General features: G+C 53.6%; 14 protein-coding genes. 6 read left to right on the forward strand and 8 right to left on the reverse strand.

Features of this window, described 5'->3' with window-relative positions; genetic code table 11:
• Positions 1–152: 152 nt before the first annotated feature.
• The 4 genes from frr to rpsB form a co-directional block, all read right to left on the reverse strand.
• Positions 153–710, reverse strand: coding sequence for a ribosome recycling factor (frr, locus tag DCH402_RS15765; protein WP_012770834.1), 558 nt, complete (start codon positions 708–710; stop codon positions 153–155).
• Positions 711–1123: 413 nt separating this feature from the next.
• Positions 1124–1855, reverse strand: coding sequence for a UMP kinase (gene pyrH / locus DCH402_RS15770; protein WP_012770835.1), 732 nt, complete (start codon positions 1853–1855; stop codon positions 1124–1126).
• Positions 1856–2027: 172 nt separating this feature from the next.
• Positions 2028–2885 (reverse strand): translation elongation factor Ts, encoded by an 858-nt coding sequence (gene tsf, locus DCH402_RS15775; protein ID WP_040002191.1) that lies wholly within the window; start codon positions 2883–2885, stop codon positions 2028–2030.
• Positions 2886–3010: 125 nt separating this feature from the next.
• Positions 3011–3736: a 30S ribosomal protein S2 gene (gene rpsB / locus DCH402_RS15780; RefSeq protein WP_040002192.1), complete on the reverse strand. Its 726-nt coding sequence runs from the start codon at positions 3734–3736 to the stop codon at positions 3011–3013.
• 367 nt (positions 3737–4103) lie between these two features.
• Between rpsB and map the strand changes: the two genes are divergently transcribed.
• The 4 genes from map to DCH402_RS15800 all read left to right on the forward strand — a co-directional run bounded on the left by map (position 4104) and on the right by DCH402_RS15800 (position 9036).
• Positions 4104–4898, forward strand: coding sequence for a type I methionyl aminopeptidase (map, locus tag DCH402_RS15785; protein ID WP_027712893.1), 795 nt, complete (start codon positions 4104–4106; stop codon positions 4896–4898).
• 49 nt (positions 4899–4947) lie between these two features.
• The gene (gene glnD / locus DCH402_RS15790) at positions 4948–7629 is read left to right on the forward strand and encodes a bifunctional uridylyltransferase/uridylyl-removing protein GlnD (protein ID WP_040002193.1); all 2682 of its coding nucleotides are present in this window, start codon (positions 4948–4950) and stop codon (positions 7627–7629) included.
• Between the two features lie 72 nt (positions 7630–7701).
• The gene (gene dapD, locus DCH402_RS15795; RefSeq protein WP_040002194.1) at positions 7702–8526 is read left to right on the forward strand and encodes a 2,3,4,5-tetrahydropyridine-2,6-dicarboxylate N-succinyltransferase; all 825 of its coding nucleotides are present in this window, start codon (positions 7702–7704) and stop codon (positions 8524–8526) included.
• A gap of 123 nt (positions 8527–8649) precedes the next feature.
• Positions 8650–9036: a DUF3461 family protein gene (locus DCH402_RS15800; protein WP_012770841.1), complete on the forward strand. Its 387-nt coding sequence runs from the start codon at positions 8650–8652 to the stop codon at positions 9034–9036.
• A gap of 235 nt (positions 9037–9271) precedes the next feature.
• Here DCH402_RS15800 and DCH402_RS15805 read toward each other — a convergent pair whose 3' ends face one another.
• The 4 genes from DCH402_RS15805 to syd all read right to left on the reverse strand — a co-directional run bounded on the left by DCH402_RS15805 (position 9272) and on the right by syd (position 12108).
• Positions 9272–9724 (reverse strand): flavodoxin, encoded by a 453-nt coding sequence (locus DCH402_RS15805; RefSeq protein ID WP_040002195.1) that lies wholly within the window; start codon positions 9722–9724, stop codon positions 9272–9274.
• An 18-nt stretch (positions 9725–9742) separates the two neighbouring features.
• The gene (truC, locus tag DCH402_RS15810; RefSeq protein WP_040002196.1) at positions 9743–10525 is read right to left on the reverse strand and encodes a tRNA pseudouridine(65) synthase TruC; all 783 of its coding nucleotides are present in this window, start codon (positions 10523–10525) and stop codon (positions 9743–9745) included.
• 2 nt (positions 10526–10527) lie between these two features.
• Positions 10528–10848 (reverse strand): YqcC family protein, encoded by a 321-nt coding sequence (locus DCH402_RS15815; protein WP_040002197.1) that lies wholly within the window; start codon positions 10846–10848, stop codon positions 10528–10530.
• 711 nt (positions 10849–11559) lie between these two features.
• Positions 11560–12108, reverse strand: coding sequence for a SecY-interacting protein (gene syd / locus DCH402_RS15820; protein ID WP_040002198.1), 549 nt, complete (start codon positions 12106–12108; stop codon positions 11560–11562).
• 285 nt (positions 12109–12393) lie between these two features.
• On the opposite strand from syd, the gene ppnN reads away from it, so the two are divergent.
• Positions 12394–13758: a nucleotide 5'-monophosphate nucleosidase PpnN gene (gene ppnN / locus DCH402_RS15825; protein WP_040002199.1), complete on the forward strand. Its 1365-nt coding sequence runs from the start codon at positions 12394–12396 to the stop codon at positions 13756–13758.
• A 56-nt stretch (positions 13759–13814) separates the two neighbouring features.
• Positions 13815–14576: a flap endonuclease Xni gene (gene xni / locus DCH402_RS15830; protein WP_040002200.1), complete on the forward strand. Its 762-nt coding sequence runs from the start codon at positions 13815–13817 to the stop codon at positions 14574–14576.
• The last annotated feature ends 66 nt before the right edge of the window (positions 14577–14642 follow it).

Genomic DNA, 14642 nt, shown 5'->3' on the forward strand with positions numbered 1-14642 from the left:
TAACGTCATCGCCGGCCTGTCGATGAGGCTGGTATGAAAATGCGTGGCGTTACGCAAAACATCCCGCATCAAAAGCTGAAAAAGCAAAACGCCGCGGAAGGGGCGGGGCTGACCCTGCACACCTGCCAGCGGCGCTATGCCGAACTGCCGAATCAGAAATCCATCAGTTCTTTTTCTTTCTCCGCCAGAGCGGCATCAATCTTCTTGATAAAACCGTCGGTCAGTTTCTGGATATCATCCTGAGCACGACGCTCTTCATCTTCACTGATGGTTTTATCTTTAAGCTGCGCTTTCAGCTTATCGTTAGCATCGCGACGAACATTACGTACCGACACTCGTCCTTGCTCGGCTTCACCGCGTACAACTTTGATCAGATCTTTACGGCGTTCTTCCGTCAACGGCGGCAGCGGAACACGGATGACCGTACCCGCAGACATCGGGTTCAGCCCCAGATCGGATGCCATGATGGCTTTTTCCACCGCCGGGCCCAATGTGCGGTCAAATACGGTGACGGCCAGCGTACGTGAGTCTTCCACCACGATATTGGCTAACTGGCGTAATGGGGTTGAGCTACCGTAGTATTCCACATGAATACCGTCCAGAAGACTGGGCGACGCACGGCCGGTACGCACTTTGCTGATCTGGTTCTTGAAAGCTTCTACGCATTTATCCATGCGCGTTTCGGCATCTTTTCTGATTTCATTAATCACGTTGTGAACCCTTGAAAACTGGTTGCCAGTCAGGCCACGCACAGCTTGCATGACCCAGCGAATCATTGATTACCAGCTGCAGGCTGGCAATATATGGCGCAATCTTGTATACCCGTCATACATCAAGTTGCAGGTGTGTTGGCTTTATTACTCGGCCCATCCATGGGCCTCGCCCCTTCGGGGCCGCAGCGAGCTGCGTTCAAATCTGCTCCTGGCAGATTTGTCGCTCATCCGAATCACTTACCTGAGTAAGCTCATCGGGATGAAATGAGAGACATCCTGTCTCTCACCGCAGGCCAGCCGTTGGCTGGTCAAATTCGTTCCCGACGAATTTGTCACTCACTTGCCGCCTTCCTGCAACCCGAATTATTTTGGGTATATCACCAAAACAAGATATTACCTTAAATTAGACATCAGCCGTTATTACTGATCAACGTCCCTTCTTTTTCGCCCATGACTACACGACGCAGCGCGCCCGGCTTGTTCATATTGAACACACGGATCGGCAGGTTATGGTCGCGAGCAAGCGTAAAGGCGGCCAGATCCATGACTTTGAGTTCGCGCTCCAGGACTTCCTGATAACTCAGTGATTCGTAGAGCGTCGCGTTCGGATCCTTGACCGGGTCGGCCGAGAATACGCCATCAACCTTGGTGGCTTTCAACACGACATCCGCTTCGATTTCAATCCCACGCAGACAGGCGGCGGAATCGGTGGTAAAGAAAGGGTTGCCGGTTCCGGCAGAGAAAATCACCACACGATTGTTACGCAACAGACTGATGGCTTCAGCCCAGTTGTAGTTATCACACACGCCATTGAGCGGAATCGCCGACATCAGACGGGCGTTAACATAAGCACGATGCAGCGAATCGCGCATTGCCAGGCCGTTCATCACGGTCGCCAGCATACCCATATGATCACCCACCACACGGTTCATACCTGCTTTGGCCAAACCCGCGCCGCGGAACAGATTACCGCCGCCGATCACCACACCGACCTGAATGCCCAATTCAACCAACTCTTTTACTTCCTGGGCCATGCGATCAAGGATGCTCGCATCGATACCGAAACCTTCAGCTCCCTGCAGCGCTTCGCCACTCAGCTTAAGCAGGATACGTTGATATACGGGTTTTGCGTTGGTTGCCATGGTGTTTTTGTCCTAACAGGCTGTCATCGTACTGGGGGTTATTACTGCCACACCCGGCGCATCAAAGAGGAAGGCACCAGATGCCATGAAATTTGCTTGTATCACGAATTACGGGTATCGCGAATAGCTTGGCTGGATAAAAAGGAACCGCCAACTGGCGGCTCCTTTTTCATTAAGACTGTTTGCTCATTGCTGCGACTTCAGCAGCAAAGTCAACTTCAGCTTTTTCGATACCCTCACCCACTTCGTAGCGGATGAAGCTGCTGACGGAAGCATTGTGCTCTTTCAGCAGTTGACCAACGGTTTTGTTCGGGTCCATAACGAAGTTCTGGCCGGTCAGAGAGATCTCGCCGGTGAACTTACGCATACGACCTTCAACCATTTTCTCAGCGATTTCGCGCGGCTTACCAGACTGCATGGCGATATCCAGCTGAATCTGATGCTCACGAGCAACCACGTCGGCCGGAACGTCGTTAGCATTGACGTATTCCGGTTTGCTGGCGGCGATATGCATGGCGATGTGCTTGATCAGCTCTTCGTCAGCGCCGGTTGCAGCAACCATAACGCCGATACGTGCGCCGTGCATGTAGAAACCCAGTGCGTCGCCAGTCTGAACAGCAATACGACGGATATTGATGTTTTCACCGATTTTCGCAACCAGCGCGGTACGCTGTTCTTCGAATTTCGCTTTCAGAACTTCAACATCGGTGATGCGTTCGTTCAGTGCTGCGGTGGCAACTTCTTCGCCAAACGCTTTGAAGCCGGCATCTTTTGCTACGAAGTCAGTTTCACAGTTCAGTTCAACGATGATGCCGTATTTGCCGTCAGCGGCAATCTTGGTCAGGATCACACCTTCAGCGGCAACGCGGCCTGCTTTTTTAGCAGCTTTAGCCTGGCCAGACTTACGCATGTTGTCGATTGCCAGCTCGATGTCGCCGTTAGCTTCAACCAGAGCTTTTTTACATTCCATCATGCCTGCGCCGGTACGTTCGCGCAGTTCTTTTACCAGGGCAGCGGTAATTTCAGCCATTATCTTTTCCTCGGTTATCTCGTGGCGGAGATAAGTAAGAGATAAGTAAAAAGGGGGCCTGACAAGGCCCCCTAACCAACATATGTCAATACCTGGTTAATAAGGGCTCAACAGAGCTGGCCTTATTATTCAGCTTCGACGAAGCTCTCTTCTGCCTGCTCGACCAGATCCTGAGAACGGCCTTCACGGACAGCGGCGGCAACAGCGCTCAGGTACAGGCTTACTGCACGGATGGCGTCGTCGTTACCAGGGATGATGTAATCAACGCCATCCGGATCGGAGTTGGTATCAACAATCGCAAATACCGGAATACCCAGGTTGTTTGCTTCTTTGATAGCAATGTGTTCGTGATCGGCGTCGATAACGAACAGCGCGTCAGGCAGACCACCCATGTCTTTGATACCGCCCAGGCTGTTTTCCAGCTTGTCCAGTTCACGGGTACGCAGCAGCGCTTCTTTTTTGGTCAGCTTGTCGAACGTGCCGTCCTGAGCCTGAGTTTCCAGATCTTTCAAACGCTTGATGGACTGACGAACGGTTTTCCAGTTAGTCAGCATACCGCCCAACCAGCGATGGTTCACAAAGAACTGGTCGCAGTTGTTGGCAGCTTCTTTTACCGCTTCGCTTGCTGCGCGTTTAGTACCGACAAACAGAATCTTGCCTTTACGGGAAGAAATTTTGCTCAGCTCAGCCAGGGCTTCGTTGAACATCGGTACGGTTTTCTCAAGGTTGATGATGTGAACTTTGTTACGAGCACCGAAGATGAACGGTTTCATTTTCGGGTTCCAGTAACGAGTCTGGTGACCAAAGTGTACGCCCGCCTTGAGCATGTCGCGCATGGAAACAGTTGCCATGATTACCTCTGTAGATTAAGTATGGGGTTATGCCTCCACGTGTCCCATTGCGCCGACCCGAATGGAGCAAACCACTCAGGCACCCCGGCGAATGTGCCGACACGTGTGTGTTATACACATAGTGAGTTCAGTTTGAACCGGCAGGACTCAGTCATCTGAAAATTCCAGCCGGAACACCGGCGCGCTTTATACCATAAACCGCCCCCGGACACCAACTTTTGTTGCATTCTAGCGCCGCGCGCCACATCCCCGATGACACTCCCATGACGGAATGATGATTTGGCAGTGTCTGGCTGGGCTGATACCATAAATCACTATTTACTGACCCTCTTTCGTCGAAAACGGCGATACCTGCGGACTGAACTCAATGGCAATCTCAATAAAAACCTCTGAAGATATCGAAAAAATGCGTGTGGCCGGCCGCCTGGCGGCGGAAGTGCTGGAAATCATCGAGCCGTACGTGGTGCCCGGCGTGAGTACCGGCGAGTTGGATCGTCTCTGTCATGACCACATCACCAATAAGCAAAACGCAATTTCAGCCAGTCTCGGCTACCACGGCTTCCCGAAATCCGTCTGCATTTCAGTTAACGAAGTGGTATGTCATGGCATTCCAAGCGATGACAAAATCCTCAAAGACGGCGATATCGTCAACATTGACGTTACGGTAATTAAAGACGACTTTCACGGCGACACCTCCAAAATGTTCATCGTCGGCAAACCGACGATTCTGGGAGAACGCCTGTGCAAAGTGACCCAGGAAAGCCTGTATCTGGCGCTACGGATGATCAAACCGGGCATCCGGTTACGCACACTGGGCCGCGAAATCCAGAAATACGTGGAAGCACAGGATTTCTCCGTCGTGCGCGAGTACTGTGGTCACGGCATCGGCCGCGGTTTTCATGAGGAACCACAGGTACTGCATTACGACGCCGACGACGGCGGCGTGGTGTTGCAGCCGGGCATGGCGTTTACCGTGGAACCGATGGTTAACGCCGGCGATTACCGCATCCGCACCATGAAAGACGGCTGGACGGTAAAAACCAAGGATCGCAGCTTGTCGGCACAGTACGAGCATACTATTGTGGTGACTGAAAACGGCTGCGAAATAATGACGTTGCGTAAGGATGACACCATCCCCAACATCATCACGCATCAGGAATAATTGAGCATAAGCCGGCTAACGCCGGCTTTTTTATGTTTATGGTGGCGCAATGATTGACAGAAACTTCCCGCACGATATCACCGGTTCCACCACCACGACCCACCCGGCGCCGGCTTCCCCCCTCACCTTCACGGACGACATGCTGAAATGCCAGACGCTGAAAACCCACCTGGAACAATTCCAGCGTTGGCTGGCGGAGGAATTCAAGGCCGGCGTCAGCGCAGAAGTGCTCATCGAGGCCCGGACGCTGTATATCGATCATCTGATGCAGCGGTTATGGCGATTCTACGGCTTCGAAAACATGCCGCAAACCGCGCTGGTCGCCGTGGGCGGTTATGGGCGAGGGGAATTACATCCGCTGTCGGACATCGACTTGCTGGTACTAAGCCAACATCAGTTGACGGATGCGCAGTCACAAACGATCAGTACGTTTATCACCCTGCTCTGGGATTTACGGCTGGAAGTCGGTCACAGCGTGCGTACGCTGGATGAATGTCTGGAGGAAGGACAGGCCGATATTTCCGTGGCGACCAACCTGATTGAATCCCGTATGATTTGCGGGGACGTAGCGTTATTCCTCTTGTTGCAAAAGCATATTTTCAGCGATGCGTTCTGGCCGTCGGAAACGTTCTTCCCCGCCAAAATCGCCGAACAGCGGGAACGCCACCAACGTTACCACAGCACCAGTTACAACCTTGAACCGGACATCAAGAGCAGCCCCGGCGGGTTACGGGATATTCATACTTTGCTGTGGGTTGCCCGGCGCCACTTTGGCGCAACCTCTCTGAACGAAATGGTAGGATTCGGTTTTCTGACGCAAGCCGAGCGCAATGAACTGAACGAGTGCCAGAGTTTTCTCTGGCGTATTCGCTTTGCTTTGCATCTGATCCTGCCGCGTTACGACAACCGTTTGCTGTTCGACAGGCAGCTCAATGTTGCACAACTGCTGCAATATCAGGGCGAAGGCAACGCGCCGGTAGAACGAATGATGAAAGATTTCTACCGCATGACGCGTCGCGTAGGCGAACTCAATCAAATGTTGCTGCAACTGTTTGACGAAGCGATTCTGGCGCTGGATAGCAGCGATAAACCGCGTCCGCTGGATGAGGATTTCCAGCTACGCGGCCAGCTTATCGACCTGCGCGACGAAACCCTGTTCGAGCACAAGCCCGAAGCCATCATCCGCATGTTCTACCTGATGGTGCGCAATCAGGGAATTACCGGTATTTACTCGACGACGCTGCGCCACCTGCGCCACGCTCGCCGCCATCTGAGCCAGCCGTTATGTACCATACCGGAAGCCCGCAGCCTGTTTATGAACATTCTGCGCCATCCGCGCGCCGTCAGCCGTGCTCTGCTGCCGATGCACACTCACAGCGTGCTCTGGGCTTATATGCCGCTGTGGGGCAACATCGTCGGGCAAATGCAGTTTGACTTGTTCCACGCCTACACCGTCGACGAACATACCATCCGGGTGCTGCTGAAACTGGAGAGTTTCACCGAAGAAGCCACGCGCGCTTCGCATCCACTGTGTGTGGAGCTGTATCCGCGCTTGCCGCAGCCGGAATTATTACTGCTGGCGGCACTGTTCCACGACATAGCCAAAGGCCGCGGCGGCGATCACTCGGAGCTGGGGGCAAAAGACGCACTGGAGTTCGCGGCCCAACACGGTTTGAACTCGCGGGAAGCACAGCTGGTGGCCTGGCTGGTACGCTGCCACCTGCTGATGTCGGTCACCGCGCAGCGCCGTGATATTCAGGACCCGGCGGTCATTCAGCAATTTGCCGAACAGGTGCAAAGCGAAACCCGGCTGCGCTACCTGCTGAACCTGACCGTGGCGGACATTTGCGCCACCAATGAAACGCTGTGGAACAGCTGGAAACAAAGCCTATTGCGCGAGCTGTATTTCGCTACCGAAAAACAGTTGCGTCGTGGTATGCAGAACTCGCCGGACCTGCGTGAACGGGTGCGCCATCATCGCCTGCAGGCACTGGCGTTGCTGCGCATGGACAATATCGATGAGGAAGCGCTGTATCACATCTGGAGCCGCTGCCGCGCCGATTATTTCCTGCGCCACTCCCCTAATCAGTTGGCCTGGCACGCTCGCCATTTACTGGAGCATGACGCCAGCAAGCCGATGGTATTGATTAGCCATCAGGCCAGCCGCGGCGGCACCGAAATTTTCATCTGGAGCCCGGATCGTCCTTATCTGTTTGCCGCCGTCGCCGGCGAGCTGGACCGCCGTAATCTGAGCGTACATGACGCTCAGATCTTTACCAGTCGCGACGGTATGGCGATGGATACCTTTATCGTACTGGAACCCGACGGCAGCCCGCTGGCGCCGGACCGACACGACATGATCCGTCACGCAATCGAACAGGCATTGACGCAGCGAGATTATCAGCACCCAAGAGTGAGGCGACCGTCTTCTCGTCTGCGCCACTTTAGCGTACCGACCGAGGTAGGTTTTCTGCCGACCCATAACGATCGACGCAGTTATATGGAATTGGTTGCCCTCGACCAGCCGGGCCTGCTGGCGCGAGTAGGTGAAGTCTTTGCCGATCTCAACTTATCGCTGCACGGCGCCCGAATTTCCACCATCGGTGAACGCGTCGAAGACCTGTTTATACTGGCAGATAGCGAAAGACGGGCATTAAGCCCCGAATTACGGCTCCAGTTACAACAACGGTTGACAGAAGCCCTCGCCCCAAACGATAAAGTAGCTTCTTAAATGTTAAACCGCGTTCCGTCGTCCGGTATGGCGAACGCGGTCTGGTTTTATTAATCACGAAAGAGAAACAGGATGCAGCAATTACAGAACATCATCGAAACCGCATTTGAGCGTCGCGTAGAGATAACCCCAGCCAATGTGGATGCGGTGACGCGCGAAGCGGTAAATCAGGTTATCAGCCAGTTAGACAGCGGTGTGCTGCGAGTGGCTGAAAAAATCAACGGCCAGTGGGTAACGCATCAGTGGCTGAAGAAAGCGGTGCTGCTCTCTTTCCGCATCAATGACAACCAGCTGATGGAAGGAGCCGAAACCCGCTACTACGACAAAGTGCCGATGAAATTCGCCGGCTACGATGAAGCGCGTTTCCAGAGTGAAGGTTTCCGCGTCGTACCGCCCGCCAGCGTACGCCAGGGCGCATTCATCGCCCGGAATACCGTGCTGATGCCGTCTTACGTCAACATCGGCGCCTACGTTGACGAAGGCACCATGGTCGACACCTGGGCCACCGTCGGTTCATGTGCCCAGATTGGTAAAAACGTACACCTGTCCGGCGGTGTTGGCATCGGTGGCGTGCTGGAACCACTGCAGGCCAACCCGACCATCATCGAAGACAACTGCTTTATCGGCGCCCGCTCCGAAGTGGTGGAAGGCGTGATCGTAGAAGAAGGATCGGTGATCTCGATGGGCGTCTTCATCAGCCAGAGCACCAGAATTTACGATCGTGAAACCGGTGAAATACATTACGGCCGCGTACCGGCAGGTTCAGTCGTCGTGTCCGGTAACCTGCCTGCCAAAGACGGCAGCCACAGCCTTTATTGCGCCGTGATAGTGAAAAAAGTCGATGCGAAAACCCGCGGAAAAGTGGGCATTAATGAGTTATTGCGCACTATCGACTAATACCACTATCGACTACACTGAATGGCGGGTTATTACCCGCCATTTTTTTACGGCATCCCGCCGTCACGACCAACAACACTGGCCCAGTTTTTCAGGCCGACGTAAAACAAGAAAGGTGGTGTTATGTACGACAATCTGAAAAGTCTTGGGATTTCCAACCCGGAAGATATCGACCGTTACAGCCTTCGTCAGGAAGCCAACAACGATATTCTGAAGATTTATTTTCGCAAGGATAAAGGGGAATTCTTCGCTAAAAGCGTCAAGTTTAAATATCCACGCCAGCGAAAAACCATCGCGGCAGACAATGCCGGGCAAGGTTACAAGGAAATTAACGAGATCAGCCCCAACCTGCGTTATGTGGTGGATGAGCTCGACCAGATTTGCCAGCGCGACCAGGTTGAAGTCGATCTGAAACGCAAAATTTTGTCAGACCTGCGTCACCTGGAAAGCGTGGTTACCAACAAGATCAGCGAAATCGAAGCCGATCTGGAAAAACTGACCCAACGTTAAGCCGCAGGTCATCGCCCGTTGTCCTCCGGCAATCAGGGTGAGTAACACGCAGGGCGTTATGGCAAACGAGGCGTATGCAGTAAACGAGGTTATAGCCGTAAGCAAGCTATAGCCGTAAACAAGCTATAACAGCAAACGCCGTTGCACTAACCCGTAATGATGTGATGAACGCAATCACAAAAAACGGGGCCTAATGGCCCCGCCGTCACGACCTGAACGCTGGCGTGCGAAACCATTACGCCGTCAACATCGCCGCCCAGGATTCCACCCACGGGCTGGAAATCACCTCCGGCTCCGGATGCTCCGCTGCGTCAATCTCCAGCAGCTCGCCCACGCGTTTCGCGCTCATCTCCTGCAACAAGGCATCAAACTGATGACCGCCGCCACAGAAGTTATCGTAGCTGCTATCGCCCAAGGCAATCAGCCCGTAATGCAAATCCGGCTGATAGCCGACTTTTTCGCGCAGCGCTTCGTACAACGGCACGATAGACTCCGGCAACTGCCCTTGCCCGGTGGTGGAAGTCACCACCAACACCGTCTGTTGACTGTAAGCCAGCCAGTCATCCACCGAAGCATCCTCGAAAATCTTTACCTCATGACCATGCGCCTTGAGAATACTTTCTGCTTCTTCCGCCACCAGCAACGCATTACCGTACACCGTGCCAACAAAAATACCGACTTGCGCCATGACGCTGATTCTCCTGTTTTACGCTGACGTCAGGTTATCCTGACCGGACGCCTGAGGAAACTCAACCCTTTCAACATCCGCAAGGCTTCCTTGCCAGCCAAACTGCGTCATGACGCCTTGCCAGGATTCATCCCAACGCGCCTGAATAACCAGCGGTTCGTGGGTCACCGGGTGGGTTAACGACAAACGGCTGGCGTGCAGCATCAATCGGGCCCAGCCAAAGTGCGATGCCATACCACGATTCTGACGCAAATCGCCGTGGGTGGTGTCCCCAATGATGGGATGACGTAAATGCGCCATATGCCGCCGTAACTGATGCTTACGCCCGGTCTTGGGGCTCAACTCCAGCAGGCTGTAGCGGGCAGTGTCATACCGCCCGATCGCTACGGGCAGTTCTGCACGCGCCAATGCCCGATAGTGGCTGACTGCAGGTTGCGGCGCTTTATCCGGGTCAGCGAATTTATCCGCAATGCGATCCAATTCCTCCGTCAGCGCATAATCAATTACACCGTCTTCCATCACGTAACCGCGAACCACGGCATGATAGATTTTCTCCATCCGGTGCTGTTCAAACTGCTGCGCCAGCAAACGTGCCACATCAGCGGACAACGCCATCAATAACACGCCGGAGGTCGGGCGATCGAGACGATGAACCGTAAACACATGCCGGCCAATCTGGTCGCGTACGGTTTGCATCACCACGACTTTTTCCTTGCGATCCAACCAACTGCGATGCACCAACCAACCCGCAGGTTTATTTACTGCGATCAGATGCTCGTCCTGATAAATAATCTCCAGCATCCTTACTCCTCGAACAGGGCGTCAAGCATGCGTAACTGCGTGAGCAATTCGCCCACTTCATCGGCTCGGCCATCGAACGACACTTCAACATAAGGCAGAACGGCAAGCCGAGCAGGCAGCGGGGCGCCGCCATCCAGCAATGCATGCATACGCGGCAAAAAAACCCACTGTAACCACTGCTCCGCCGCCATCGTATCGATGCAGAACGGCTCCCGGCTGGCGAATGCCGCCTCATCCGGCGCCGAAGACTGCCATAGCGAGCTCGCTTTAAGCGCACGTTCAATGGCAAATAGCGATTGTCTAATCTGAATCTCTACACTCATGGGGTCCGGTTCTCATCAGGCTCAATGACAGGGGCGGCAAAGCATAGCATCGTTGCCTTATTCTGACACCCGAATCCCCTTTCATCATCGGCATACAACCCGGCGCCGCAACGTGCAGGCAATAAACAAAAACGAAAAGAGGGAACCGATTTCTCGGTTCCCTCTTAGTTCGTTTGCAGCAGTCCCGCTACCTTGTTGCTTCCCTGCTCGTCCTTGAAAACTTGTCCTTTATGGTCTTCCTAACCCACAATCCTTGCTGGCGATCCCTCTTTCATCCGTGACGGTCGATCCTTCATAATCATCCGTGATCCCATTCCTTTAGGCTCCTGCCCCACCGGCATTCCCAGGCCGGCTCTCATTCTCCTTCCTGGAGGTGTCCCTTATTTCATCCTGAAAAAAGAGTCTGGCTGTAACTAAGTATGCTTCCTGCCCTCCTGGCATGGTCGACATAATCTGTTACTGTGTTACGAAACTGAATAATAAGATGTATTAATTAAACCGAATCAGCAAGCCACCCAAACAGCACAATAGCCATACAAAAAGTGCGGTTTATTGGCGAGAGCCATTAATTCATTAATTAATAATACAAAAATTAAATGGAAATCTTAGTTTAAGATTAAAGATAAGAGATAGCTTACACACAATGTAAGAGATCTCTCACACGCCGAAAAGCGAAACGCGATTCAGCATTATGGAATCAATAGCAACAATTTATACAAGAGACGGCAACAACTTATACAAAAAACCACTCAGATCTGATGACAACACCCGGCGCTGACGCGTACCAAACTCTTCCAACACAACTTCGCCGCTCAGATTGCACAAAGAGATTAGCGACATTTCAGAGTCGGTTGTCGCAAGAAATAATGTCGGTGACAATTTTAATCGTTTCTGTGTCAAAAGATGACCAATCAGATTTTCCTGCAGGCGAATAAAATCGTCTTCACTCCAGACCTGAAGCAGCGTACATTCCAAATCCTCAAAACGCGCCGTCATGTCACCAGCAAACTGGCTGGTGAAAAACGAATGAATATCCGGATGCAACTGAATCTCCAGCGCGCGTTCCACACCATCCAGCCGCACAGTTGCCGTTGATGTCTGCGGCAGCCAATGCACCTGGTTCTCCTGCGTTGCGACAATGCAGGGCGACACGACGCCGAACAGCGCTTCACTGGCCGGCGGATGCCCCGTCTCTCGTTGCCATAACTCGACGTAACGCCGGGTAAACGCACTCAATGCCTGTGATACCTGCTGATCCATCTCGCCTCTCAATCTACCTGTCGGTTGTCGCTGAACACGCATTTTATCCTGACTACCGTGCCAGTAGTCGACAGAATACGTATCAAAGTGCGTAGCGCCGCGCAACTTTATCGTCAGAGCACGCGCATACCTTGGCAAAAGGCCATTCGACACGTTAAGGTGAGACAACAGAGAAACGTATCAAACAAACGCATTTAACCCGCGTGTCGTTCAAACCTATTGTGCAAACTTATTGTACAAACACACTGAACAACTGTAGCCGCACACTGCGTTTCAGGGAGTAGTATGATCACACATATCAGCCCGTTAGGCTCAATGGATTTACTATCGCAGTTGGAAGTAGACATGCTGAAAAGCACTGCCAGCAGCGATCTTTACCGATTATTCCGTAATTGTTCCCTCGCCGTGCTGAACTCCGGCAGTCAGACGGACAACAGCAAGGAGTTGCTCTCCCGCTACGAGGATTTCGATATCAATGTGTTGCGCCGGGAGCGCGGCGTCAAACTGGAACTGGTCAACCCGCCGGAAGAGGCGTTTGTCGACGGGCAGATTATCCGTTCGCTGCAAGCCAACCTGTTCGCCGTGTTGCGCGATATTCTGTTTGTAAACGGCCAGATAGCCAATGCCGGCCGCTACCAGAATCTGGACCTTGAAGACTCGGCCCACATCACCAATCTGGTGTTTTCCATTCTGCGCAACGCCCGGGCGCTGCATGTCGGCGAAGACCCGAATCTGGTGGTGTGCTGGGGCGGCCACTCCATCAATGAAAACGAATACCTGTATGCCCGTAAAGTCGGCAGCCAGCTTGGCCTGCGCGAACTGAACATTTGTACCGGCTGCGGCCCGGGCGCTATGGAGGCGCCGATGAAGGGAGCCGCAGTGGGCCACGCCCAACAGCGTTACCGGGACGGGCGTTTTATCGGCATGACCGAGCCTTCCATCATCGCGGCGGAGCCGCCCAACCCGTTGGTGAATGAGCTCATTATTATGCCGGACATTGAAAAACGTCTGGAAGCGTTTGTACGCATCGGTCACGGCATCATCATTTTCCCAGGTGGGGTCGGTACCGCGGAAGAATTTCTGTACTTATTGGGAATTATGATGGACCCGTACAACAGCGAGCAGGTGTTGCCGATTATTCTGACCGGTCCACGGGAAAGCGCCGACTACTTCCGGGTACTGGATGAGTTTATTGTCAGTACGCTTGGTCGTCAGGCGCGTCGTTACTATTCCATCATCATCAACGACGCAGCCGAAGTCGCCCGCCAGATGAAAAAAACCATGCCGCAGGTAAAAGAGCACCGTCGTCATACCGGTGATGCCTACAGCTTTAACTGGTCGTTGCGCATCGCTCCGGACCTGCAACTGCCGTTTGAGCCGACGCATGAGAATATGGCGAACCTCAACCTGCATCCGGACCAGCCCGCCGAACAGTTGGCTGCAACGCTGCGCCGGGCATTTTCCGGTATCGTGGCCGGTAACGTCAAAGATGCGGGTATTCGGCTCATCGAAGAGTTTGGCCCGTACAAATTGCGCGGTAATGCCGACATCATGAAGAACATGGATCAGCTGTTGCAGGACTTTGTGTCCCAGCAGCGTATGAAGCTGCCCGGCAGCGCCTATGTGCCGTGCTACGAAATCTGTTCCTGACCATCAGTTCGCCACCGGCACCAATCCGGTGGCGAACCTTTGCATAATCACCGCTTATGGCCGTACATCTGCTTATTGTCGACGCACTCAACCTGATCCGACGCATTCATGCGGTACAAGGTTCCCCTTGCCTGGCCGCCTGCCAACATGCCCTGAATCAGTTGATCCAGCACAGTCGACCAACCCATGCCGTTGCCGTTTTTGACGACGAACAACGCGACCAGAGCTGGCGCCACCAGTTGTTACCGGAGTACAAAGCCGGACGCGCGCCGATGCCGGAAAACCTGTCTCGCGAACTGCCGCAAATCAGAGAGGCTTTTCTGGCATCAGGAGTGGACAGCTGGCACTCGCCAGGCAACGAAGCGGATGATCTCGCCGCCACGCTGGCCAGCAAAGTCGCCGCTCAAGGGCATCAGGCGACCATTGTTTCAACCGATAAAGGCTACTGTCAGTTACTGGCGCCAACCATCCGCATTCGGGATTACTTTCAAAAGCGCTGGCTGGATGTCCCTTTCATTCAACAAGAATTCGGCGTGCAACCAGAGCAGTTGCCGGATTACTGGGGGCTGGCCGGCATCAGTAGCAGCAAGATCCCCGGAGTGAGCGGGATCGGGCCGAAAACCGCCGCACAGTTGCTGCAACAGGCAGGTTCGCTGGAAGCGTTATACCAGCAGTTAGAACAGATACCGGAGAAATGGCGACGTAAACTAGAATCTCAGCAGGACACGGCTTACCGCTGCCGTCAGGTCGCTACGCTCAAAACCGATTTGGTGCTGAACGGCAACCTGCAGCAGCTACGCCTGCCCGCGTCGGGTTAGGTGGTAGTCAGGCCGTTGGCGCAATCACAGAAGCGACCAACGGCAGTCCGCCGACACATTTAACGC

Source organism: Dickeya chrysanthemi NCPPB 402 (assembly GCF_000406105.1).
GTDB lineage: Bacteria > Pseudomonadota > Gammaproteobacteria > Enterobacterales > Enterobacteriaceae > Dickeya > Dickeya chrysanthemi.